This is a genomic window from Bacteroides sp., assembly GCF_030151085.1.
In the GTDB taxonomy this organism is placed as follows: Bacteria; Bacteroidota; Bacteroidia; order Bacteroidales; family Bacteroidaceae; genus Bacteroides.
In genome coordinates this window covers 36,666-59,939 of record NZ_JASLER010000091.1, presented here as the reverse complement: position 1 = coordinate 59,939, position 23,274 = coordinate 36,666, and the positions used below count along the sequence as shown (strand labels likewise).

Here is a 23,274-nt window from a genome sequence, read left to right as displayed (position 1 = left end):
AAACATATATAGAAAAGAACATGGGAAAGTTTTTTAGTGACAAAGTTGAAGAAGGCATCGAACAAGTTTGGATGTCCTTCGATAAAGAAGAAATGCAGCAAGGGTTCGCTTTGTTGACAGAAGCGGCTAAAGAAGGTGATGCCGATGGATATTGCTTCCTGGCACGTTGTTATATGGGCTCCATGTATGTGTGGGATGGTGGTGAACTGCCGGAAGACGATGAAAAAGCAGCTCTTTATGTGAAAGAAAGTATAGCTCGTGGCAGTGCCAGTGGGGTACTTTGCGCCATGCGTTGTGGCGAACTGACCCCTTCAGTACGCAAATCGATGCCTTTCAGTAGTCTGAAAGAGGCTTTCGAGATAGTACTGGCTAAGGCTGAAGCCGGACATCCTTTCTGCCAGTATATCATAGGTAACGCTTATTACTGGGGTGATATTCTTGAAATAGAAGGTGTAGAAGAGATGATGAAACGTTATCCTACGGAAGAAAGTTATAATGCTTATGCCTATCCGATTGCTGCCGAATGGTATCAAAAGGCTTTTAGAGGTGGCTTTACATTTGGATTTGGTAATTTCCGTACTATCTATCAGAGTGGGAAAGGCGGCATTAAGCCCAATCCCGGTCTAGTAGAACAGTGGCAGAAAGTGATAGCTGATGCCGGAGATCCGGTGCAGTTATGTAATTATGGTTGTGCTCTTGAAGAGAAGGAAAATTATCCTGAAGCACTTCGCTATTATGAAAAAGCTGCCGTTAAAGGAAATTATGTGGCGGCTTATAATGCCGGATATTGTTATAATACCGGAAAAGGTGCAGAAAAGAATGAGGAAAAAGCATTCGAATATTTCATGATAGCTGCCAAAAAAGGCGATTTAGACGGACAGTTTCAAGTGGGTACATTCTATTTTGAAGGCAAAGGTAATGTATTGGTAGATTATGCCAAAGCTGTATATTGGTTGTCTAAATCGGCAGAGCAAGATTGTAAGTGGGCTTTCCCCCGGTTGGGTGTTTGTTATCAGCAAGGTCTAGGCGTACAGAAAGATTATGATTGTGCCTTCGACTTGTTTACAAGAGCGGAGCAATATCTGGATGATTTTAGCAATTTGCTCGAAGGTTATGTGCTGAATGGCTTGGGCACTGCTTATGCTTTAGGTTATGGAACAGACGAAGACATTGCACGTGGTATAGCCTATTATGATCGTGCTATAGCTTGTGGTTCCGATGAGGCGCGGAAGAACAAGAAATGTTTCCATAAAACGATGTTTGGATTGGGCAAGTGGGTGCGTAAATAAGGATGATATATAATGAAAACAAGCAGACTCTTGTAAGCTATAGCTTATAAAGAGTCTGCTTGTTTTTATTTTGTAGTTACTATATCAGAGTATATACTGTACTTCTTTAAATAAATATTCTCTTTCTTTTCCTGATTCATCTTCCAGTATGAATCGTCCGTCATTTTCTACACGTAACAGGCGGGCCAGGAATTTACCATTGGCATCTTCATACGGGTGAAGTCCTCTGCGGCGGAAAAGGGAGCGGGCATAACGGGTAGCTATAAGAGCCGAATATGTATCGGGATCTTCGGATTGCAGACAATTATAGTAAGTCTGCACCCGTTTCAGGATACGGGCAAGTATTTCATATCGGTCATATTCTCTGCCCGTGATTTGTTTAAGAGATACCGGATTGGGGGCATCACTGTGAAATTCATCTTGGTTGATATTTATTCCGATTCCGGAAATACTGCGTCCGATAAAGTGTCCGGAAAGGTCATTCTCTATCAGAATACCGCAAATTTTCTTATTTTTCCAGTAAATATCGTTCGGCCACTTAATAGTGATATCCCCTGTCCACATTTCCAACTCTTCCTTGATAGAGAGTGATACGATTTGCGAGAGGATAAACTGGCGGCGTGCTTCCAGAAAAGTAGGATAGAGTACGAAACTGAAAAGTAGGTTTTTTCCTTCTTCAGCTTCCCAAGTATTACCTCGTTGTCCTTTGCCGGAAGTCTGGAATTCGGCAGTGACAGTGGTCAGTTCTTCAACGCTTTCTTGTAAGTTGTTACAAAGTTGGCTGATGTACTGGTTGGTAGAAATCGTTTCTTCTAAAGCAACCAGAGGAAATGGAAAAGTATCAGGGCAAGGCATCATATTCGGCACGCATTTTTTTAGTGAATTTCTTGAATACTTCTTCGATAGAATGATCTATCAATTGCTTAATCAGATTATCATCTACATCGCCGTCCAGAATTATTTGATTCCAGTACTTCTTGTTGAAATGATAAGCACCTTCAATAGCCGTATATCGCTCACGGAGTTCGAGCGCATATTCCGGGTCACACTTTACACAGATTTTATTAGCACCTTCCAAGTCGATGAGTGCAAACATCTTATCCATGATTTTCATTACAAGTGAATACTCATCGAATGGAAGGCATTCTGTAACACCTTTCTTGTTGAGGCAGTATTCGCGGGCAGTTTCTATATCCATGGTAGTTAATGTTTAATGATTCTAACTCTCTATTTTTAAAACATTGGAGGATAGAAAGCATCTATTATATGCTCAATCCTGAAAGAACCCGGTTCGCCAATGGCAGTGATAATATCGAAACGAACAGGAGCATCTATGCAGAAATGTTTGATATAAGCATCCGCCGCTACGACAATATGGCGTATTTTCTGCCAATTTACTGCATCTTGGGGTTCTATATAATCCGTATTACTACGGGTTTTTACTTCTACAATGATTAATTTTTCTTCTTTGGTAGCAACAATGTCCAGTTCAAGATGATTCTTCCGCCAGTTCCGGTCGCGAATGGTATAGCCGTTTTGCTCCAGATACATTGTTGCAGCGTCTTCTCCGGCTTTTCCCAAAGCATTGTGTGCTGCCATTACTTCTTTTATTCTTGATTTTAATCGTTTCGATACAAAATTAAGCTTTTTCTGCTTTGTTTTTACAGAAGTAAAAGTAATTTTGCAAGAAATATGAGAAAGAGAGATAAAACGTGTGCGAAAGCAACACCTGAAGAACCGAAACGCGAACAACGCATGGTATGCTTGATGAGCGAAGAAGAACTGCGGATTGTAGATCGTTACCTTGAGAAATACAAGATAACGAATAAGTCACGCTGGTTGCGGGAAACGATTCTCATGTTTATCCATAAAAATATGGAAGAAGATTATCCTACATTGTTCGGTGAACATGATATGAGAAGATAAGTCTTCTCAAATTATAAATTAAGAATTAAAAATTAAAGCAGAGCTGGATTGGACGATAGTTATTACATGAAGCAGGCGCTTTTGGAAGCACAAAAGGCTGGAGAAAGGGGAGAAGTTCCTGTAGGGGCGGTGGTTGTTTGCAAAGACCGCATTATTGCTCGTGCTCATAATCTCACGGAAACATTGACCGATGTTACTGCTCATGCCGAAATGCAGGCAATTACTGCCGCAGCTTCTACTCTTGGCGGAAAATACCTCAATGAATGTACACTTTATGTGACTGTGGAACCTTGTGTGATGTGTGCCGGCGCTATAGCCTGGTCACAAATGGGACGTTTGGTGTTTGGTGCTGAAGATGAAAAGCGAGGCTATCAATGTTATGCTCCGCAAGCATTGCATCCTAAAACGGTGGTAGTTAAAGGTGTTCTTGCTGATGAATGTGCCGTTTTGATGAAAGATTTCTTTACGAAACGCCGTTAACAACTAATCACTAATCACTACTCTTTCACTTCTTCAAAGTCTACGTATTCTCCTTCGTCTTCCGAGAATAATTTCTTCCGTTTATTAGAGTGAGCCTTTTCTTCTGCTGTTTCCTCTGTTTCTTGTTGGCGGGGTGAACCGGACTGCTTAGTGCTATTATAGGATGAATATCCACCTGAAGAAAAAGATGAATGGCGTTTTTTCAATCCGAATATACTTCGTAAGACTGTACCAATGATACTAAGACCAATGATTAGTATGGCAATTATTATAATGAATAAGAATCCTAAAATATGGAACATAGGCTAATGTTTTTTATGTGTTCGTTCTAAACGAACAACGATACAACAACCGTGCCAAAGATTTGTTTATTTACTTTTTCTTGTAATAAGTGAAAGTAATATATACCAAACAATGATTGCTGCGAAGCTGCATATTCCTAAAAAAACAAGAAATGGAATGCAAACTATCAAAAAAATGAAACTAATCTTATTGTTCTTCCATGATAAGTTCTTGAATTTCAAAGAGAACATTGGGATTTCAGATACTAGTAACCAAGAGAAGATACAAACTAAAATCAGTAGATAGAGTGGATTAAAACTGTCTGTTATCAAAAAGTCATGAGCACCGGCTACCAAAGAAGCCCAAAACAGAGCATTTGCCGGAACCGGAAGTCCTACGAATGAGCTTGTCTGACGGGTATCATTATTAAATTTAGCCAGTCGCAATGCAGAGAATACGGATATAAGGAAGGCTAGATACGGAAAGAAGGGAGCCAAACTTTCCATTCCTGCCGGGTAATGCATTTCTTTGAATAAAGAGAATACTATTAAAGAAGGTGCCAGACCAAAACTAACATCATCTGCCAAAGAATCCAGGTCTTTGCCGATAACAGAATGTGCATTGAGCAAGCGTGCCATCATACCGTCGAAAAAATCGAAGACTGCACTAAGGATAATAAAGGTAAGCGCCAAGTCATATTTGGCTTCGAACGCCATGACACAAGCAATACCCCCGGAGAATAAATTCAAACAGGTTATTGCATTGGGAATATGACGGGTTATACAATTTGCCATATTACTAAAGTTTTGCTATTACGGTTTGATTACCGGTAGTTAATTGTCCTAATTTGACAAGCACTTCTGTACCCAACGGTAAGAAAACATCTACACGTGAACCGAATTTGATAAATCCCATGTGTTCGTCAATATAGCATTCTTCGCCCGCTTCGGCGTATGTAACGATGCGGCGTGCCATAGCACCTGCAATCTGGCGAGCCATGATTTCTACTCCTTCCGGGGTTTCTATTACTACGGTAGATTGTTCATTGTCGGTACTCGCTTTGGGTAACCATGCTTTCATGAACTTGCCGTTCTTGTGCCACACTTTTTTCACTGTTCCGTCTACCGGATACCAGTTGGCATGTACATTGACCAGGCTCATGAAGATAGAAATCATGATACGACGGTCATGGAAGTAATCATTTTCTTCTACCTCTTCTATAACGACAATCTTGCCGTCTGCCGGAGCTACAACCACTTTTTCTGTATCTTGTCCGAACAAACGGATAGGGCAACGGAAGAAGTTTACCAATATTCCATATACAACAAGGCTGATGGCAGCTACTACATAAAAGGGAATCTTGCATTCCAACCCGAAGTAAAAAGCTGCATTAACAATCAGCAGAAGTAGTAGACTGCCAGCCAATGTATGTGTTCCTTCACGGTGTATGCGTATCTTTTTTAATCTTTTCAATCGACCCATGTATGTCTTTTTTGCTATTATTAGATAGAAATTATCCGCAAAAATAGGTTTATTTTGAAAATCTAACAAGGATTTAGGTAGAGAAATACAAATGTTGATAACTTTTAGGGAAATATCTTTGTTAGATGTTACTTAGGTTGTAATTTTATGCTCTCAATAGAAAGGATTTATATGCAGGATTTTGTTCATTTACACGTTCATACTCAATACTCTCTTTTGGATGGTCAAGCTAGCGTCAGCAGATTGGTCGATAAAGCGATGAAAGATGGTATGAAGGGAATTGCTGTGACCGACCATGGTAATATGTTCGGTATCAAAGAATTCATTAATTATGTTAGTAAGAAAAATGGTGGCCCGAAAGGAGAGATAAAAGATCTCAAGAAACGGATTGCCGGCATTGAAAGTGGTGAGATAGCATGTGAGGACAAGGAAGCGGAGCTAGCTGATTGTCGCGCGAAGATAGTGGAAGCCGAGAATAAGTTGTTCAAGCCTATTGTAGGTTGTGAAATGTATGTTGCTCGCCGTACGATGGACAAAAAAGAAGGTAAGCCCGATCAAAGCGGTTACCACTTGATTGTATTGGCGAAGAATGAGAAAGGTTATCATAACCTGATAAAACTAGTGTCGCATGCATGGACTTCAGGATACTATATGCGTCCGCGTACCGACCGTAATGAATTGGAGAAATATCACGAAGGGCTGATGGTTTGCTCAGCTTGTATTGGTGGGGAAGTTCCTAAGAAGGTACTTAATGGACAACTGGAAGAGGCGGAAGAAGCTGTACGTTGGTATAAGAACCTCTTTGGTGATGACTATTACCTGGAGCTTCAACGTCATAAAGCTACTGTGCCCCGTGCCAATCATGAAGCATATCCATTGCAGCAAAAGGCAAATGCTCAATTGCTGGAATTTGCCAAGAAATATAATATAAAGGTAATCTGCTCCAATGATGTCCATTTTGTGGACGAAGAGAATGCGGAGGCACACGACCGTTTGATCTGTTTGAGTACAGGTAAGGACTTGGACGATCCAAGCCGCATGCTGTATACGAAGCAAGAATGGATGAAGACCAAAGCAGAAATGAATGCTTTGTTTGAAGATGTTCCGGAGGCACTATCCAATACATTGGAAGTGCTCGATAAAGTAGAGTATTACTCTATCGATCATGCTCCTATCATGCCTACTTTTGCCATTCCCGAAGATTTTGGAACGGAAGAGGAATACCGTAAAAAGTTCACGGAGAAAGATTTGTTTGATGAGTTCACCCAAGATGAAAACGGCAACGTTGTTTTGGATGAAGAAGCGGCTAAAGCGAAAATTAAGCGCTTGGGTGGGTATGATAAATTATATCGTATCAAACTGGAAGCCGATTATCTGGCAAAACTTGCATTTGATGGAGCTAAGAAACTATATGGTGATCCTTTGTCGGATGAAGTGAAAGAACGAATGATCTTCGAACTGTATATTATGAAGACCATGGGTTTCCCGGGGTACTTCTTGATTGTGCAGGACTTTATTGCTGCCGGGCGTAATATGGGGGTTTCCATTGGTCCGGGGCGTGGTTCGGCCGCTGGTTCGGCAGTGGCTTACTGTTTGCAGATTACGAAGATTGACCCTATCAAATATGACTTACTGTTCGAGCGTTTCCTGAATCCCGACCGTATTTCTTTGCCTGATATTGATATTGACTTCGATGATGACGGACGAGGAGATGTGTTGCGTTGGGTAACTAATAAATATGGACAAGAAAAAGTGGCTCATATTATTACATATGGTACTATGGCAACTAAGCTTGCTATTAAGGACGTTGCGCGCGTACAGAAACTTCCTTTATCTGAATCCGACCGTCTGGCAAAACTTGTACCGGATAAGATTCCAGATAAAAAGCTGAATTTAAAGAATGCTATTGAATATGTGCCCGAATTGCAGGCTGCGGAAGCTTCGCCCGACCCATTGATACGCGATACTTTGAAGTATGCCAAAATGTTGGAGGGTAATGTTCGTGGTACGGGTGTACATGCTTGCGGTACTATTATCTGTCGTGATGACATTACGGATTGGGTGCCTGTAAGTACCGCTGATGACAAGGAAACGGGTGAGAAGATGCTCGTTACCCAGTACGAAGGTTCTGTGATTGAAGATACGGGATTGATTAAGATGGACTTCCTTGGACTGAAAACTCTGTCCATCATCAAAGAAGCCGTGGCGAATATACGTCTGCACCGTGGTTTGGAGCTCGACATCGACAAGATCTCGATTGAAGATCCTGCTACTTATAAACTCTATTGCGACGGTCGCACCATCGGTACGTTCCAGTTTGAATCGGCAGGTATGCAGAAATACTTGCGTGAGCTGCAACCCAGTACTTTCGAGGACTTGATTGCCATGAATGCCCTTTATCGTCCGGGTCCTATGGATTATATTCCGGATTTTATTGACCGTAAGCATGGGCGTAAACCGATTGAGTATGATATTCCCGTTATGGAGAAATATCTGAAAGATACGTATGGCATTACCGTATACCAGGAACAGGTGATGCTTTTGTCCCGTTTGTTGGCTGACTTTACCCGTGGTGAGTCGGATGCTTTGCGTAAAGCGATGGGTAAGAAGCTTCGTGACAAGCTGGATCACATGAAACCGAAATTCATTGCGGGTGGTCAGAAGAATGGTCATGATCCGAAAGTGCTCGAAAAGATTTGGACGGACTGGGAAAAATTTGCATCCTACGCGTTCAACAAATCTCATGCAACTTGTTATTCCTGGGTTGCCTATCAGACAGCATTCCTGAAGGCCAATTATCCGGCAGAATATATGGCGGCAGTAATGAGCCGAAGTTTGTCGAACATTACGGATATCACCAAGTTGATGGATGAATGTAAGGCGATGGGTATAAATACCTTGGGACCGGATGTCAATGAATCGAACTTGAAGTTTACCGTTAATAATGAAGGTAACATCCGTTTTGGTCTTGGTGCTGTGAAAGGTGTGGGCGAAGGTGCCGTACAAAGCATTATGGAAGAGCGTGAAAAGAACGGGCCTTATACGGGTATCTTCGATTTCGTTCAACGTGTCAACTTGAATGCTTGTAATAAGAAGAACCTCGAATGCTTGGCTTTGGCAGGTGGTTTCGATAGTTTCCCCGAACTGAAGCGTGAGCAATATTTTGCCGTAAATTCCAAGAATGAAGTCTTTATTGAAACGCTGGTACGTTATGGCAACCGCTATCAGGCTGATAAGGCGGCGGCAGTCAACTCTTTGTTCGGAGGAGAGAATGTGATTGATATTGCAACTCCCGAAATACTTCCGGCAGAACGTTGGAGTGACCTTGACCGCTTGAATAGAGAGCGTGATCTGGTAGGAATCTATCTTTCTGCGCATCCACTGGATGAATATGCTGTTGTATTGGAACATGTTTGTAATACACACATGATAGAAGTAGAAGATAAGAATGCTTTGGTAGGGCGTGAAATAACGATGGGAGGTATAGTAACTTCTGTCCGTCGTGGCATTAGCAAGAATGGCAACCCATACGGTATTGCCAAGATTGAAGACTATTCCGGTTCTGCCGAATTCCCGTTCTTTGGAAATGATTGGGTGACTTATCAGGGGTATTTGGGCGAGCGTACCTTCCTATTTATTAAGGCTCGGTGTCAACCTAAGCAATGGAGGCAGGATGAATTGGAGGTAAAGATAACCTCCATGGAACTGTTGCCCGATATGAAAGAAAAATTAATTGAGAAAATAACGATTCTCATTCCCCTCAGTGTACTGAACAAGGCCTTGATTACTGAGTTGGCTGAATTGACCAAAGAGCGTCCGGGCACTACCGAACTCTATTTTAAGGTGACTGATCCGGATAGTAAAATGACTGTCGATTTGGTTTCACGTCCCATAAAACTTTCTGTAGGACGTGAACTTATTACCTATTTAAAAGAACGTCCGGACCTTGAATTTCGGATAAATTAGTTATCTTTGCTTCATTAATAATTAAACAAACTATAATTAATCATTTAAAGAAATGGCTTTAGAAATTACAGACAACAATTATCAGGAACTTTTGGCAGAAGGTAAACCTGTTGTTATGGACTTTTGGGCACCTTGGTGCGGACCTTGTAAAATGGTAGGTCCTATTATTGATGAACTGGCAACTGAATTTGAAGGTCAAGTTATCATCGGTAAGTGTGATGTAGACGAGAATAGCGATGTCGCTGCAGAATATGGTATTCGTAATATTCCTACCGTATTGTTCTTTAAAGATGGAAAGTTAGTGGATAAGCAGGTAGGTTCTGCTCCGAAGTCTACATTTGCTGACAAGATCAAAGCGCTATTATAATGTACTATTTGACGATTTACGATTTAGCCTTTCGGAATCACTGCGCAGCCAAATCGTAAATTGTAAATCGTCCAATCGTAAATAGATTAACCCCTTAAAATATAAAGATATGGGACTAGAAGACGATTTTTTGCAGGATGACTTCGATGATGAGAAGACCATCGAATACATCAAGAATTATTTGCCGCAAGAGCTGAAAGAGAAGTTCTCTGACGACGAGTTCTATTATTTTCTCGATTTGATTGATGAGTATTATTCTCAGAGTGGCATTCTTGATAATAAGCCCGATGAGGATGGAATGATTGAAATTGATCTCGGAGAAATCGTTGATTATATCGTCAAGGAAGCCCATAAAGACGAAATGGGCGAGTATGACCCTGAAGAAATTCTTTTCATCGTACAAGGTGAAATGGAATATACGGAGTCGCTGGACGAAGAATAGTCTATTCTGAAACAATGCAAAAAGGGCGGATGAACTCATATTCATCCGCCCTTTTTTGTATTTATAGTATTACGCTATCGGAGGTGGCGTATTCAGGAAGAAGAAAACGGCTGTACCGATCAGAATAATTCCTAGTACACCATAGAACCAACGAGCTTGTTTTCTACCCACATTACGAACTATAAATTGCGTATTATGTGCGGTAAAGAACCAGTTCCAGTCAAGCAGTGCTGCCAATAAAGAGATAACACCTGCAAAGACAAATATACCTTGGATGACGTATTGGCTCATTTATTCAAAGTCTTCCATGGTGAGCTTGCGTTCACCATTTTCTACTTCTTCAATCGTAACCTTGATGGTATTACCGGGCAGAAGTTCTTCAATCAATTCGGGCCATTCGATGAAACAGAGAGCACCGCTATAGAAATAATCTTCATATCCCATATCATAGACTTCGTCCAGTTTCTTGATGCGGTAAAAGTCGAAATGATAAATCAACTCGCCGGCATCGTCGGAACGGTATTCATTGACAATGGCAAAGGTAGGGGAGGTGATGATATCAGAAACACCCAGTTCTTCACAAACAGCTTTGATAAAAGTCGTTTTACCGGCTCCCATTTTACCGTAGAGGGCAAACACGGTATTGTCACCCATAGCACCGACAAACTGACGGGCGGCCTCATGAATTTGGTCTAATGACTGAATTTTGATTTCCAGCATACTATTATTTACGATTTAACGATTTATGATTGAAGTAACTTCACTTCTTTTTTCTGCCGCAAAGTTAGCCAAAAACTCTTTCCTATTTTACAAATAGCATAAATAATAATGGAAAAGAAGATGATGGATGCACCTGAAGGAACATTGAGATAAAATGAAATCATTAATCCTCCCAAACAACTAAGATATCCTATTCCAATGGAAAGCCAGATGATACGTTGGAACCGGTGGGAGAAGAGATTTGCAGTCATCTGTGGTATAGTGAGCAGGGAGATGACTAGCACAATGCCGACCATACGCAGGCATGCCACTATGGTAAGTGCAATGAACATCATCAATATATATTCGAACAATTGCACCGGAATGCCTTGCGAACGAGCAAACTCACGGTCAAAAGCTATATATATAATAGGATGGATGTATAGTACGAAAAAAAGAATCAATAATGCGGCAAGTCCTCCCAATAGGGCTATATCTCCCATGGTAATCGTCAATATATTGCCGAATAAATAGGCTGAAAGATCGGGTGCAAATCCGGGAGAGAGGAAGGTGAACATGATGCCTAAAGCCATTCCTAATGTCCAGAATACAGCGATGGCAGAGTCTTCCCGCATGTCCTTCCGTTTGCTGAGCCATTCTACTCCGAATGCCGAAAGTACTGAGAATATGGCTGCTGCCAAGATAGGAGATATTCCGGCATAGAGTCCCATTCCGATTCCACCAAAAGAAGAGTGTGTCAATCCGCCGCTGATGAATACGAGCCGGCGAGTGACGATGTATGTTCCCACTAATCCACAAGCAATACTTGCCAGTAGACTGCCTATGAGGGCATGTTGGAAGAAGGTATATTGCAGTAGATCCACTTTTTAAATTAGAAATTAAGAATTAGAAATTAAAATCAGGAATGGGGGGAGATACGGCGTTCACCGATAATGAGGAACACTTCATCTTTTATATTGTCGGGTAAAGCAATGCCACGCAATTGCAGGCTACGTACCCAACCGGCAACATCTGTATCTTGCATTGTATAGAATACGTCGCGGAATTCATCTTCTTGTTCTGAGGTATATACCTCAGGACTGATACCGATGTATTTGTCTAACTCTTCGTCATCGTAGTATTCAATCTTTTTGCTGACAGCCGCCAGTAAACTATCTTTTTCACAGACTTCATGCTGTCCGCAACACTCCATATCCACTACTTGTACTTCGGGCATGGCATTCAATTCGCCGCGGTCAATCTTTTTTTGTAATTTCCGGTTGCGTATCGTTCCGGCGATGGCAGCTACAAGGGCAAGAACGAGCAAGCTAATAATAAGTATCCACATGGGTTTCCTTTCTCTGAAATACGTGTTCCTTTAATAGAACGGACAAATATACATATTGTTTTTCGTACGGCAAAAAAGAAAACAACGTATCAGAGAAGCTGTACCCCAATGAGTCCTTAATGGTTACTTTGGAATAAGTGGAAATCAACTTTCGGCTGTAGTAAAAGTAACTTCCTCCGTATCAACAAATAAGTCGGTCGTCTGCAAGCAACCCATTGGTCGTTTGCAGACGACTAATGGGCTGCTTATAGACAACTCATTGGTTGCTTATAAACAGCCGACTTGTTTGTTAGTACGGAGGAAGTTGTTTTTGCGTGTTTAATAAGTTAAAATTAACAGGGAAAGAATTTATTTAGTTTGTATTTTAAAACCAGCTTCCTTTAAATTCTCCCAATAGGTGGGATACGACTTTGAAACAACCTGTGGCTCGTCAATTTTAATCTGTGGTAGCACGAGGCAGGCGGGTGCAAATGCCATTGCCATACGGTGGTCTTCGTAAGTAGCGATAACAGGAACTTCTTCAGCCGGACAGCGTTCACCGTCCCACGTCAAGATACGATCTTGCTCGGATCGCACCACATAACCTAATTTATGCAATTCGGTGATAAGTGCAGTTATGCGGTCTGTCTCCTTGATTTTGAGGCTTTGCAGTCCGGTGAAACGGAAAGGGATGTTCATCAGGCAACAGGTCACTACGAAGGTTTGAGCTAAGTCGGGGATATCCACCATATCTTCTTCGAGGTATTCTACAGGAATGCCGGATTTAGTTAGTTTTACTCCACGTTCAGTGTATTCAGTCTTTATGCCTAAGCGAGAGAAGACTTCTGCGCCACGGCTGTCACCTTGGTAACTGCGGGAAAAAAGACCGAGAAGCTCTATTTCCGTATCCGGGATGTATTTTTCTGCTGTCTTTGCACCGTCTTCATACTTCATTCTTCGTTCTTCATTCTTCATGGAATAAAGTGTCATTATCTGATACCAATAAGAAGCGGCGCTCCAGTCACTTTCAACTGTAAAAGGTACATCACGATAGCCACTGGGGCTGACTGTTATGCTGTTGTCCGTACTCCATTCTGCCTGAGCGCCGAAGTCACGCATCAGTTGCAGGGTAAGGTTGATATAAGGGCGGGAGATGATATCGCCTGTAAGATGCAGGCGTAAACCTTTAGGCAGGACAGCACCTATCATCAATAATGCGGAAATATACTGTGAACTGACGTTTCCGGCAAGGGAAATCTCTTCTTTTTCCAATTCTCTTCCAGTTATACGTAGGGGAGGGAATCCCTCATTATCGACGTATTCTATCTGTGCGCCAAGCTCGCGCAAGGCATCTACAAGAATGCGGATGGGACGTTGCTGCATGCGTTGCGTACCGGTGATGATGCGGGTTCCCGGTGTCACACTGAGGTAAGCCGTCAAGAAACGCATGGCGGTTCCGGCAGCAAGAATATCGATATGTTCGGGATTACGGTCCAGCGCACGGATCATGACACGGGTATCATCGCAATCACTCAGATTACACGGGAGAATGTTGCCGTGGGCAAGAGAGTGCAGGATGAGTGCCCGGTTACTGATGCTTTTGGAGGCCGGCAACTGTATGCTGGCATGTATGGCGGCAGGAGCTGAAACGGTATATTGCATGGTCGTATTTGTTTAATTTAAAAGATAGAGAGTTGTATATGTAGCTGCAAAAGTAGAATAAATCTTTGGGAAATGGAAGCATGTTCTCAAAATGAACAGTCTTGCTTAAGAATTTAAAGCGAGTGTGCAGATAATTCAGGGTACTTTTGCAGTCAGTATAAATAGGTATAATAGAATGAAAGAAAATTCAAGAATGTTTTTGCTGGTACTGCTGGGCATGCTTACGGCGTTTGGTCCTTTTGTTACGGATATGTATTTGCCCAGTTTACCAGCTATGGGAGATTATTTTGATACAACTTCCTCAATAGTACAGTTGGGGCTTACTACCAGTATGATAGGTTTGGCGGGTGGGCAAATTCTTTTTGGGCCGTTGAGCGATCGTTACGGTAGGCGCTTGCCTTTGTTGGTGGCTATGTGGTTGTTTCTCTTTTCAACGCTTCTCTGCTTGTTTGCACAGAATATAGAACAGTTCGTAGCTTACCGTTTAGTGCAAGGCGTGGCAGGTGCGGGTGGCATTGTTATCTCACGTTCGGTGGCTACGGATAAGTATTCAGGCAAAGAGTTGGCAAAGATGCTGGCGGTTATTGGAGCTATCAATGGAGTGGCGCCTGTTGTGGCGCCTGTTATCGGAGGGGTCTTTACGGAGATTATCGGTTGGCAAGGCATTTTTTGCATACTGCTGGGGCTTGGGTTGATATTACTTGTAGGGAGTTATTTCTTTCGGGAATCTTTGCCGAAGAAGGATCGCCGGGTAACCCGGTGGAGCGACACGTTCCGTAGTTTCAAAGTGGTGCTTCAAGACCGTCAATACGTACTTTATACGTTACAGATGGCTTTTGCCCAGGGAGTACTTTTTGCTTATATTGCCTCTTCACCATTTATTGTGCAGCAACATTATGGCTTTTCAGCATTGGGGTTCAGTTTTTGCTTTGCTGTGAATGCTGTGGCGATTGGGGTTGCGGCGGCACTGTCCGTTAAGTTTCACCGCACGGTTAGTTGTACCCTTACCGGATGTCTGGGGATGATGATAGCTGCTGTTGGAGAATGTGTAGCTTTGATGTCAGGGTGCAGCTTTTGGATGTACGAATTATTGTTATTAGTGCTTTTGTTTATGATGGGGATGACTTTTACTTCTACTACCACCTTGGCAATGGAATGCCAGCGGGACAATGCAGGTACTGCATCCGCTTTGTTAGGAGCCGTTTGTTTTGCTTCCGGTGGAATTGTGTCCCCGTTGGTGGGCATTGGGAATATTCTTACGTCAACGGGAATAATCTTTGTAGTCAGCGCTCTCTGTTCGTTGAGTTGTATTTTGTTGGCGTTAGGCAGGAGGCGTACGCGACTTTATTTTGCGTTCAGCACATCCCAGAAACGTTGAGGCAGATAGATATTGGAAATATCTGTGCCATTTCCAATCTTTCGTTTATCTTTGTAGATATAAATTAATGACGAGATAAAAATGGAAATCGATTTAACTACTCCTGCTCTGCTGTTTTCGGCTATATCATTGATAATGTTGGCATATACTAACCGTTTTTTGTCGTATGCACAACTGGTTCGTACCCTGAAAGAACAATATCGGGAGAACCCTTCTTCGGTGAAGGCGGCACAGATTGCCAACCTCAGGAAGCGACTCTATCTGACCCGTGCCATGCAAGTTACGGGTATAGGAAGCCTGCTGTTGTGTGTAGTCAGTATGTTCTTTATTTATATTCAACTCTATACCGTGTCGGTTTACATATTCGGGTTGGCGTTGGTATTGCTGATTATTTCATTGACCATATCGGTTTATGAGATTTATATATCTGTCAAGGCATTGGAACTCCATCTGAATGATATGAATGAGTGATAGAAGCTCAGAATGAGTAGTGCAAGGCACTCATAGGTAGTTCCAATTCTCCCCAACCTATCATGGCATTGAATAGACGGATGGTGGAGAATGCGGATAAATCTTCCAGTCCGATTTCTTTTTCGGAAAGAACATTTTCCTCTAAAAGTTGTGCCCGCTTGCTTCCTTTTAGTAGCGGATGTTTCGGGGTGTACCAATAGTTGTTATCGTAAAGGGCGATGTTGGCAATGGAGGTATCGGTCACTAATCCTTGTTTCACAATCAGAATATCATCGCATGCACCACGCTGTGCAAAGAGGTGGTTCAGTTCCTCGCGGTTGGCACTTTTGTAGGTGTAGTCTATAGTGTCGGACGGAATAATAGCTAAGGATTGTATACACCTTAAAGTATAGGTAGCATAACTTACTTCTTCTATGCCTGTTTCTCCATAAACCACGCGTGCTTTGAATATTCCTGCTTCTTTGACGGGTTTTACGTAGTCTTCCAGTTGCAACCGGGGACTTCCCTGCCAGAAATGTGAACGGGTTTCATTCAGTCTTCTGTTATGAAAGGTCAGATTGCAGATTTCTCCGTTATCAATGCGTATGGTTTCAATAAATCGGTACATATACTTTCTGTATTACTTCGTTATATTCGTTTCTCCATTGGCTTTTGGCAGTGATGCCGCCACCTGCCTTGAAATAGAATTGCCCGTTTTCTTGTTCAATGAAACGTATCATGACGGCACTATCCAATTGCTTGTTTGCATAACAACCCATAACTCCGGTGTAGAATCCCCGTTCATACTTTTCCGCTTCGGCAATGATTTGAACCGTTTTAGGTTTGGGTGCACCGGTAATGGAACCGGCAGGGAGTAGCTTGAACAAGATGTCACCGATGTGCTCCGTATAATCAGTGGGCAGTGTGCCACATATTTCAGAACTGGTTTGCAGAATAGGGCCTTTGTTGGTTTGCAGAAGGTCGATATAGCGGTAAGATTCTACGGTTACATGCTCCGCAACCATGCTCAGGTCATTGCGTATCAAGTCAACGATGGTAGCATGTTCGGCTGATTCTTTTTCATCTTCCATTAAGCGGGTTTCCGCATCCGGCAAGGTTGCGTCTATGGTTCCTTTCATGGGGAAGGACTTGATCTTTCCCTCTTCGATGCGGACAAAGATTTCGGGAGAGAAGCAGACGAATTTATCCTTTAACCAAAGTTTATAGAGTGCCTTTGAATGCTGAAATAATTCCTTTAGTGTCAAGTTTGTAGTAACAGGAACTTTACAGGTCAGATTCGTCAGATAACTATTGCCTGCCAACAAATTCCTTTTCACGATATCAAAGGCATGTTTATAAGCGTCGGGGGTGGGAGGGGTGAACTCCCAATCTAATTTTTCGGTATATCCGGGGGCAGTTTTCCCCGTAATTCCCGGAGTTATTCCCATCCCATTACCTGCCTCCCGGAATTGGTAAAGGCAGGTAGAGGCATCTATTTCGTGAAGAGCTTCAATGTAGGAGTGCTCTTGTGTATAGTCTATAATAAAAAGGAAAGGTACATCGGACTTTGCCAGTGCATTCATCCGGCTGATGGCTTCTTTTTTAGAATATACTTGCATCTCTTTAATAAACAGCGCTGGCTATTAGCTGTATCGATAATATCAGGAACACCATCGCAATAGGATAAACCGTAGCGTATGCTACACTCGGAATGTTGCTGTCTGTCATAGAGTCGGCAGCGGCAAGTCCCGGCGTACTGGTCATACCACCAGTGATAGTACCCAGCAGATCAAGGATGCTGATTTTGAACACTACCAAACCGACTATTGCGGCTACCAACATAGGTATGAGCGTGATTGCCGCACCTACACCGAACAACAACCAGCCGCTTTCCTGGAAAGTCGCTACCAGATTCGTACCTGCCGATGTTCCGACTTCTGCCAGGAAAAGCAGTAGTCCCAACTGGCGTAATAACTGGTTGGCAGAACCGGACATGGACCAGATGATAGGTCCCGTCTTGCCGATTGCACTAAGAAATAGGGCTACTATCAGAATACCACCCGTCAGTCCCGGAGAGAATGATAAACTATCTGAGAAAGAGATATTCAGCTTGCCAAATAATACTCCTAAAACAATACCCATTGCGATGGGGAAAAAGTCTGTATCTGACAACTTCTTGGCATTGTTACCCAATAAGCGTGCTACTCCTTTGATGCCGTCCTTTTCTCCAACCACCATTAATTTGTCACCAAACTTCAAAGCAAGGTCGGGTGAAGGAGCAAGGTCGATTCCGCTTCGGCGAACGCGCGTCACGGTACAGCCGAAGTTCTTCATCAGATTGAGATCGCCCAATTGCTTGTTAATCATATCTTTTTTAGTCAGCAACAGAGATTCTATCTCCTGTGTGTCAACCAATGGTAATTCACCTTCTTCTCTTTCGCCCACCAGAACGGCAAGTTGATTCAGTGCATCGTCGCTACCGACTGCTTGGATATAGTCGTTCTCATGCAACACCGTATTTGCGGTAGGAATGGAGATATCTTCATTATGTTTATGGCGGGAAATGACGGCTCCGGTCATGGCACGTGCATTGATCTGCATCAGGCTGCGGTTGAATACGGCAGTATTGGTAACGCGAAAGATGCAAGTAGTCAGTTCGGGGAACTGGCTGCGGCGTTCTTTTTCCAGACGACGGGCTTCCTTGTCGAGGTCTATGCGCATGATGCGGGGAAGTAGCTTCACGAAAAGAATGACACCGATCACTCCGAAGGGGTAAGCTATACCGTATGCGATGGAGGCCAGCGGAGAGTGGGTGCTGTCGATGGCTACCGCAAGTCCCGGAGTACTGGTCAGTGCGCCCGCTATCAATCCTACTACACTGGGAGTATCTATATCGAATGCATATTTCAGTCCTACTGCCGTCAGGGCAGCAGAGCAGATAATCAGCAGGGTGATGATAATCAGTGTCTTGCCCTTGCTTCGAAAGGAATCGAAGAATCCGGGACCTGCCTGAATACCGATGGTGAAGATAAACAATACTAATCCGAAGTTGCCTAATTCCTTAGGAATAATTACCCCGAAATGTCCGAATAGCAAAGCGATAAAAATAACGGCGGAGACATCTAATGATAATCCTTTAATTTTGATTTTTCCCAGCATGAAGCCCAACGCCACAATGAGGAAAAGTGCGAAATAAGAGGAATTTAAAAGGTCAGCAAACATAAGTTTAAAAGGGTTAGAGGTTCAGGTTGCAAAGGTAATGCAAAAAAGTGAGATAGGGAAAGTATTATTTCGTAGTCATACATAAAAAAGGAGTTAAGCATAAAACTTAACTCCTTAAATCTAATTTAATAGGATCGCATTCGTATATCAGAATTGTTTCTGTTTCTTATTTATCAATCTCTTTCAGCAACTCTTCTACCGCTGTTTTCAGCTGTGTATCTTCTCCTTTCACAATCGTTTCAGGTGAATTGGCAACCTTGATATCCGGTTCCAACTGTGAATTTTCCAAGTAACTGCCGTCCGGCAACTGATAACCGATAACAGGAATACCGAATATTAGCGACGGGTCTTGTAAAGTTTCCCAAGATACACTAGTCATGGTACCGGGAACCGGCATACCTACCAATTTACCAAGTTTCTGATGACTGTATACCCATGGGGTACCGTGTGCATTGGAATAATTAGCTTCGCACGTTAACATGATAGAAGGCTTGTTCCAACGGCGGCTGGGCATGTCACAGGCTTCGCGACCACGAACTACTTGGGTAAAGTATTTCTTTCCGCTGAACAGTACTTCGATATCTTCGTGCAGGCGTCCTCCGCCATTGAAGCGAGTATCAATGACAATTCCGTCACGGTTATTATATTTCCCGAGGATGTCCGAATAGACGGAACGGAAACTATCATCACCCATCGATTCGATATGCACATATCCCAATCGGCCATTAGACCATTTATCAACATCCGCTGCACGCTGTTTTACCCAACGGGTATAGAGCAAATCGCTAAGGATGCCATTACTGATGGGGATAATCACTTCTTCCCAACGCTCTTTAGTCTGCGGATTGTAAAGTGAAATAAGTGTTTTCTTCTTTGCTTTGTTATTCAGCAATGTGTAGTAATCCATCTCCGGAGTGATTTCTACGCCATCTATCTTTTCAATGACAACACCTGCCTTCACTTTTGTGTCAGCCTTGTCGAAGGGACCTTTTTCTATTACTTCAGAGATCAGCATACCTTTGTCTGCATAATTCCAGTCGAAAAGCAATCCCAGGCTTGCGGTCGGTTCACTTTGTCCTTTCGGATAGAATCGACCTCCGGTATGTGATACATTCAGTTCACCTAACCATTCACTCAGCAGTTCGGCAAAGTCATAGTTGTTATTGATATGCGGCAGGAACTTACGGTAAGCAGCGGACATGGCGTCCCAGTCTACTCCGTGCATGTTGAGGTTATAGAAACGCTTCTGTTGTTGCTTGTATACATGGTCGAACATGTATTCTCGTTCGGCAGCGAGATCCATTTTCATAGAGGCACGGAAGCTGATGGGTTTTAATTCGTTGGAAGCAACATCCATCTTTTGCATATCTTTGCTGCTTAATATGAAGAGATTTTTACCCTCTTTGTCTAATTCCATGTTTGCCCATCCGGCATCCAGTTTGTGAAGAAGTTTGGTTTCTTTCTTACGGAGATCCATTTTCCAAAGGTCGAAACCACCTTCAAAGGCAGCCAGGTAATAAAGGGTCTCTCCATCTTTGGAGATGATGGTGCTACCCATATCCGAAGAGTTGGGCGTCAGACGTACGATGCGATCTTCAATGTTCTTCAGGTCTACAACGATGTCCTTGACTTTGGTAGCTTCAGCGTCTTCTTTCTTGGTTTCTTTCTTCTTGTCTTTATCTTTATTGCTGTCTTTTTCTTTATCTTTTTTCTGCTGGTCTTCCAGTTCTTTACGCAGTTCATAATCTTCCTTGCTCAAACAGTATTTGTCGTAGGCATCCTGGTTGAGGAATACCAGCATGGCGTCATTTTGTGAACCCCAAGAGGCATGGGCACGCATTCCGTAACGTTCGGTTGTAAAGAGGATGGCGTTGCCGTCGAGTACAAAACGAGGAGATCCACTTGCGTAGCCACTGTTGGTCAGGTTGACGATTGGACTGTTTCCCTGAGCACTGACAATACCTATGTCCGAATAAGGATCGTGCTTGTTTCCGATAAATTCGAGGGTGAACCACTTACTGTCCGGTGACCAAGAGTAGTCGAAGCCACCTCCGGTATCATACCAAGTGGAGTTGTCGGTAATCTGACGCACTTTCTTTGTATCGAGGTTGAGTACCATCAGGCGGTTACGGTCTTCGATAAATGCCAGTTCCTTACCATCGGGCGAAAATTGCGGATAGTTGCGTTCTACGGTGGTAGAAGGCAGTAGCACTTCTTCATTTATCAAAGTAGCATTCGGGAAGTTCGGGTCTTCTTTACGGGCTATTTTCGCCAGGTAGAGCTGCCAGTTGCCATTGCGTTCGCTGGCGTATGCCAAGGTGCGGTTATCGGGAGCAAAGGTGAGACCCGCTTCACGAGCAGCTGTATGGGTAATCTGTTTTGTTGTGGCGTAGTCGGTAGAGGTTACGAATACTTCACCACGTATGATGAAAGCAACTTGTTTGCCATCCGGCGAAACGGTTCCTGAGGTAGCTCCGTCGGAAAAGTCCAGGTTGGTGAGTTGCGGTTGGTCGTCGCGTACGATTTCTACATTGATTTTCTGCGGGGCGGAACCGTTTTGTTGGGTATAGATTTCTCCGTCATATCCGTAGCATAATGTCCCGTTGTTGCTCATGGAAAGAAAGCGCACGGGGTGGGTTTTGAAGGAAGTTACTTCTTTCACCGATTGCGGCTGGGCAAGTGGGAAAGAATAGACGTTGAAAGTACCTCCGTTTCGTTCGCTCAGGAAGTAAACGGTTTGTTCGTCCGGAGACAATACCGGGTTGCGGTCTTCACCGGCATGTTGGGTAAGGTTGGTATGCTTTCCCGTTTGAGTATCATACATCCATATATCCCGGGTGATGGAGGAAGTATGGTGTTTACGCCATTCATCCTCAAATCCCTTACGATCCTGATATAAGAACTGCTTGCCGGATTTGTTGAAAATAACAGCTTCGGCGGGAGTGCCTAGCACTTGTTCGGTACGTCCTCCGGTGGTGGGTACTTGATATAGCTCGGTCATAGCCGAAGTAGGGAAGAGGGCACTGGTTGCAGGGTCTTGAATGGAAGCGGAAAATAAAATGTATTTGCCGTCGGGAGTGAATGCTGAGGGGAGTTCACCGGCTGAGTTAGAGGTCAGTCGTTGGGCGGTTCCTCCGTTTGCGGGCATCACAAATATATCGAAGTTGCCGTATCGGTCACTGGCAAAAGCTATCTGTTTGCCATCGGGCGACCATACCGGAGTGCATTCGTAAGATTCTTGTGTGGTGAGTTGGGTAGCTGTTCCACCTTTTGCAGGCATTTTGTAAATGTCTCCTTTGTAGCAAAACACGATTTCTGTACCATCGGGCGAAATGCGCACGTCGCGCATCCACAGAGGGGTGGCGGCTTGACTTACAATGGCTGTAAAGCCAAAAGCAATGTAGGCTAGTATTTTCTTCATAATAAGGATGTATATAAGATGTTTAAGTTTCGTATAGAGATTTATTTTATCCCTCTGGATTTATAGATTAACTCCTTGGCGCTGTTGATGCTTTGGAACTTCTCCTCGGCGGCTTTCTTTATATCTTCGCCCAGCATGGCTACTTTGTCGGGGTGGTGCTTTAAAGCCAGACGGCGATAGGCGGCACGTATTTCGTCATTGGTGGCGGTAGGTTCTACTTCAAGCACTTTGTATGCTTCGTCCAGTGAATGACCACCCAGATTGAGCATGGATTCTACTTCTTGTACAGAGAGTCCCATGTATTGCGCCACTTCTTTCAGTGCTGTTATTTCTTCACTGCATACGTTGCCGTCGCTTTTGGCTATGTTTATCAGGAAATCAAGTAGCTGCAAACGAGCTTCGTAGGGTAGGTTAGCGGCAATTTGTGCTCCACAGTCGCGTATGGTATTCTTAAATGCCAGGGGATTTTGCCTGTCCATCTGTTTACGCTGCTCAAAAAGGTTGAGCAAAATCTGCTCTCCTTCGCTAACGGCAGAGTCTCCGAAGTTAATTTTCAGGAAACGGCGGATATATTCCATTTCACTGTGCATGACGCGACCGTCTGCCTTGATAATGTAAGAAGCCATGACCAACATGGAGAAAAGAAAACTATTCCGTTGACCGGTATATCTGGAACTTCCCGTCTGTCCTTGTTCATAATCACTGCCTACTGAGCCCGTGTTTACATCGAATAATGATCCCAGTGCATATCCTGCTAAAGCACCAAGCGGTCCTCCGGCCATAAAGCCTATGATACCGCCAATCCATTTTGCTGCTCCCATAATTTACGTTTATTTTATCAGATAACTTCTTAACTTGCAAAAGTAAGCATTCTAACTCAA

The 23,274-nt window shown here is 43.2% G+C and carries 24 protein-coding genes; 8 read left to right on the top strand and 16 right to left on the bottom strand.

Annotated elements, in window-relative coordinates:
* The first annotated feature begins 20 nt into the window (after positions 1-20).
* A complete protein-coding gene (locus Q1W14_RS19210) occupies positions 21-1,289 on the top strand; it encodes a hypothetical protein (RefSeq protein WP_300704293.1) in 1,269 nt (422 codons plus the stop codon).
* Between the two features lie 84 nt (positions 1,290-1,373).
* Here the strand turns inward: Q1W14_RS19210 and Q1W14_RS19205 are convergent, their stop codons facing one another.
* Genes Q1W14_RS19205 through Q1W14_RS19195 form a run of 3 tightly spaced genes read right to left on the bottom strand, consistent with a single transcriptional unit; the run spans position 1,374 to position 2,888 of the window.
* Positions 1,374-2,147 carry a biotin--[acetyl-CoA-carboxylase] ligase gene (locus tag Q1W14_RS19205; RefSeq protein WP_300704292.1) on the bottom strand — a complete coding sequence of 258 codons (774 nt, stop codon included), beginning with the start codon at positions 2,145-2,147 and terminating at the stop codon, positions 1,374-1,376.
* Positions 2,131-2,487, bottom strand: a complete 357-nt coding sequence (locus Q1W14_RS19200) for an MmcQ/YjbR family DNA-binding protein (RefSeq protein WP_300704291.1) — start codon at positions 2,485-2,487, stop codon at positions 2,131-2,133. The genes Q1W14_RS19205 and Q1W14_RS19200 overlap by 17 nt, the downstream gene beginning before the upstream one ends.
* A gap of 35 nt (positions 2,488-2,522) precedes the next feature.
* Positions 2,523-2,888: a YraN family protein gene (locus Q1W14_RS19195; RefSeq protein WP_300704290.1), complete on the bottom strand. Its 366-nt coding sequence runs from the start codon at positions 2,886-2,888 to the stop codon at positions 2,523-2,525.
* Between the two features lie 93 nt (positions 2,889-2,981).
* Between Q1W14_RS19195 and Q1W14_RS19190 the strand changes: the two genes are divergently transcribed.
* Both Q1W14_RS19190 and Q1W14_RS19185 read left to right on the top strand, forming a co-directional pair.
* A complete protein-coding gene (locus Q1W14_RS19190) occupies positions 2,982-3,215 on the top strand; it encodes a hypothetical protein (protein ID WP_004293731.1) in 234 nt (77 codons plus the stop codon).
* Between the two features lie 48 nt (positions 3,216-3,263).
* Positions 3,264-3,695, top strand: coding sequence for a nucleoside deaminase (locus Q1W14_RS19185; RefSeq protein ID WP_300704289.1), 432 nt, complete (start codon positions 3,264-3,266; stop codon positions 3,693-3,695).
* 17 nt (positions 3,696-3,712) lie between these two features.
* Here the strand turns inward: Q1W14_RS19185 and Q1W14_RS19180 are convergent, their stop codons facing one another.
* The 3 genes from Q1W14_RS19180 to Q1W14_RS19170 form a co-directional block, all read right to left on the bottom strand.
* Positions 3,713-3,997, bottom strand: a complete 285-nt coding sequence (locus Q1W14_RS19180; RefSeq protein WP_300704288.1) for a DUF4834 family protein — start codon at positions 3,995-3,997, stop codon at positions 3,713-3,715.
* Between the two features lie 66 nt (positions 3,998-4,063).
* Positions 4,064-4,771: a CDP-diacylglycerol--serine O-phosphatidyltransferase gene (pssA, locus tag Q1W14_RS19175; protein ID WP_300704287.1), complete on the bottom strand. Its 708-nt coding sequence runs from the start codon at positions 4,769-4,771 to the stop codon at positions 4,064-4,066.
* Between the two features lie 4 nt (positions 4,772-4,775).
* Positions 4,776-5,459, bottom strand: coding sequence for a phosphatidylserine decarboxylase family protein (locus Q1W14_RS19170; protein ID WP_300704286.1), 684 nt, complete (start codon positions 5,457-5,459; stop codon positions 4,776-4,778).
* Positions 5,460-5,630: 171 nt separating this feature from the next.
* Here Q1W14_RS19170 and dnaE point away from each other — a divergent pair, with 171 nt between their 5' ends.
* The 3 genes from dnaE to Q1W14_RS19155 all read left to right on the top strand — a co-directional run bounded on the left by dnaE (position 5,631) and on the right by Q1W14_RS19155 (position 10,234).
* Entirely contained in the window at positions 5,631-9,425 is a 3,795-nt protein-coding gene (gene dnaE, locus Q1W14_RS19165; protein WP_300704285.1) for a DNA polymerase III subunit alpha, read from the top strand.
* 52 nt (positions 9,426-9,477) lie between these two features.
* On the top strand, positions 9,478-9,792 hold the full coding sequence (gene trxA, locus Q1W14_RS19160) for a thioredoxin (protein WP_300704284.1): 315 nt from the start codon (positions 9,478-9,480) through the stop codon (positions 9,790-9,792).
* 109 nt (positions 9,793-9,901) lie between these two features.
* Positions 9,902-10,234, top strand: a complete 333-nt coding sequence (locus Q1W14_RS19155) for a hypothetical protein (protein ID WP_300704283.1) — start codon at positions 9,902-9,904, stop codon at positions 10,232-10,234.
* Between the two features lie 69 nt (positions 10,235-10,303).
* Here Q1W14_RS19155 and Q1W14_RS19150 read toward each other — a convergent pair whose 3' ends face one another.
* From Q1W14_RS19150 to Q1W14_RS19130, 5 genes are all read right to left on the bottom strand, one after another.
* Complete coding sequence (locus Q1W14_RS19150) at positions 10,304-10,525, bottom strand: immunity 17 family protein (RefSeq protein ID WP_300704282.1); 222 nt, start codon at positions 10,523-10,525, stop codon at positions 10,304-10,306.
* Positions 10,526-10,951 carry a tRNA (adenosine(37)-N6)-threonylcarbamoyltransferase complex ATPase subunit type 1 TsaE gene (gene tsaE / locus Q1W14_RS19145; RefSeq protein WP_300704322.1) on the bottom strand — a complete coding sequence of 142 codons (426 nt, stop codon included), beginning with the start codon at positions 10,949-10,951 and terminating at the stop codon, positions 10,526-10,528.
* Positions 10,952-10,977: 26 nt separating this feature from the next.
* On the bottom strand, positions 10,978-11,817 hold the full coding sequence (locus Q1W14_RS19140; RefSeq protein WP_300704281.1) for a metal ABC transporter permease: 840 nt from the start codon (positions 11,815-11,817) through the stop codon (positions 10,978-10,980).
* Between the two features lie 35 nt (positions 11,818-11,852).
* Positions 11,853-12,281 (bottom strand): phospholipase, encoded by a 429-nt coding sequence (locus Q1W14_RS19135; RefSeq protein WP_300704280.1) that lies wholly within the window; start codon positions 12,279-12,281, stop codon positions 11,853-11,855.
* 348 nt (positions 12,282-12,629) lie between these two features.
* Positions 12,630-13,922, bottom strand: a complete 1,293-nt coding sequence (locus Q1W14_RS19130) for a 3-phosphoshikimate 1-carboxyvinyltransferase (protein ID WP_300704279.1) — start codon at positions 13,920-13,922, stop codon at positions 12,630-12,632.
* 175 nt (positions 13,923-14,097) lie between these two features.
* Between Q1W14_RS19130 and Q1W14_RS19125 the strand changes: the two genes are divergently transcribed.
* Entirely contained in the window at positions 14,098-15,300 is a 1,203-nt protein-coding gene (locus Q1W14_RS19125; protein WP_300704278.1) for a multidrug effflux MFS transporter, read from the top strand.
* A gap of 81 nt (positions 15,301-15,381) precedes the next feature.
* Positions 15,382-15,771 (top strand): DUF2721 domain-containing protein, encoded by a 390-nt coding sequence (locus Q1W14_RS19120; RefSeq protein ID WP_300704277.1) that lies wholly within the window; start codon positions 15,382-15,384, stop codon positions 15,769-15,771.
* Between the two features lie 7 nt (positions 15,772-15,778).
* Here the strand turns inward: Q1W14_RS19120 and Q1W14_RS19115 are convergent, their stop codons facing one another.
* The 5 genes from Q1W14_RS19115 to Q1W14_RS19095 form a co-directional block, all read right to left on the bottom strand.
* Positions 15,779-16,378 (bottom strand): aminotransferase class IV family protein, encoded by a 600-nt coding sequence (locus Q1W14_RS19115; RefSeq protein ID WP_300704276.1) that lies wholly within the window; start codon positions 16,376-16,378, stop codon positions 15,779-15,781.
* Positions 16,362-17,369: an aminodeoxychorismate synthase component I gene (locus Q1W14_RS19110; RefSeq protein ID WP_300704275.1), complete on the bottom strand. Its 1,008-nt coding sequence runs from the start codon at positions 17,367-17,369 to the stop codon at positions 16,362-16,364. Before Q1W14_RS19110 ends, Q1W14_RS19115 begins: the two co-directional genes overlap by 17 nt.
* Before the next feature lie 4 nt (positions 17,370-17,373).
* Positions 17,374-18,972, bottom strand: coding sequence for a TrkA C-terminal domain-containing protein (locus tag Q1W14_RS19105; RefSeq protein WP_300704274.1), 1,599 nt, complete (start codon positions 18,970-18,972; stop codon positions 17,374-17,376).
* Between the two features lie 166 nt (positions 18,973-19,138).
* Positions 19,139-22,393 (bottom strand): S41 family peptidase, encoded by a 3,255-nt coding sequence (locus Q1W14_RS19100; protein ID WP_300704273.1) that lies wholly within the window; start codon positions 22,391-22,393, stop codon positions 19,139-19,141.
* Between the two features lie 41 nt (positions 22,394-22,434).
* Positions 22,435-23,214: a DnaJ domain-containing protein gene (locus Q1W14_RS19095; RefSeq protein WP_300704272.1), complete on the bottom strand. Its 780-nt coding sequence runs from the start codon at positions 23,212-23,214 to the stop codon at positions 22,435-22,437.
* Positions 23,215-23,274: the final 60 nt, after the last annotated feature.